This window comes from Domibacillus sp. A3M-37, from assembly GCF_024213455.1.
In the GTDB taxonomy this organism is placed as follows: domain Bacteria; phylum Bacillota; class Bacilli; order Bacillales; family Domibacillaceae; genus Domibacillus; species Domibacillus tundrae.
This window is the reverse complement of sequence record NZ_JANAVL010000068.1, coordinates 1-987: the sequence shown is the minus strand read 5'-3', so window position 1 is coordinate 987 and position 987 is coordinate 1. Positions and strand designations below refer to the sequence as shown.

Below are 987 nucleotides of genomic sequence, written 5' to 3'. Positions count from 1 at the left end.
AGCAAGTGCAGCAAATGCACTTCTGAGTCGCCCAGGTCTCTTGTGTGGTTGCCCCAATGTGTTTCAAAGCTAAATTTCCATTCCCAGATTCCCTCTGTAAATTCTCGTTGCTCATACAAAAGTACTCCTTTTTTAACGTCTTTATACATATCCAAAATATCATCAGATAAACTGGCCGCCACAGGTTCCTCTAATTTATAAGGATTGAAAACTTCCCAATAATGCTCGAATCCTTTGAAGTCTAATTTAGGAATAATTAGATCAAGACCAATAGCCTTATCGTTCTCTGGCTCAACATTGGAAGTTACATTGCCTTCGAATATAAATCTAAGAGCAAGACAAGGAGTTTTCCATTTTTATACATAGCCAGCTATTCAATTGAACACATAAAGATTTATCCGTCAGTTTCCCAAGTGTATACCACTTACTCCGTCTCATTTTCCTATATTTTCATATAACTTCATTTGTAAATTCGTTGAATCCACTAACATTCTTATAAGAAACAGGAAAAATGTACAAGCAATCCGTCACTTTTTTCATATTTTATATAACTGAGTGGTATTAGAATCAATCTTCTAAGCTGCCACTTTTTGAATTTGAATTATATAAAGAAAGGGCGAGAAAATTGACACAGGAAAATAGGAATAAGAAGTTTTCTATCATCATACCTGCCCACAATGAAGAAAAATATATAGCGGGGTGTCTGGAATCCATCAAAGCTGCTTCAAAGAGGTATAAGGATCAGGTTGAAATTATTGTTGTGTTGAATCGGTGTACAGATCGGACGGAGGAGATCGCAAAATCCTATAATGCGATCACGATCAAAAATAAGGACAAAAATCTTTCAAAGATTAGAAATGCAGGGGCGAAAGTTGCCACTGGAGATATTCTGATTACGATAGATGCAGATACCAGAATGTCTAAAGGATTCCTATCTAGAGTGAATTTGTTATTATCGAGCGGGTTATTTATCGGTGGCGGGACATC

At 36.5% G+C, this 987-nt stretch carries 2 protein-coding genes; one reads left to right on the top strand and one right to left on the bottom strand.

The window, feature by feature from the left end; all coding sequences use genetic code 11:
* On the bottom strand, nucleotides 1–254 hold a 254-nt coding region (locus NLX67_RS22570), incomplete at its 3' end, for a DUF5063 domain-containing protein (protein WP_483863877.1).
* Nucleotides 255–625: 371 nt separating this feature from the next.
* Between NLX67_RS22570 and NLX67_RS22565 the strand changes: the two genes are divergently transcribed.
* The coding region (locus NLX67_RS22565) for a glycosyltransferase family 2 protein (protein ID WP_254313633.1) at nucleotides 626–987 on the top strand (362 nt) is incomplete at its 3' end.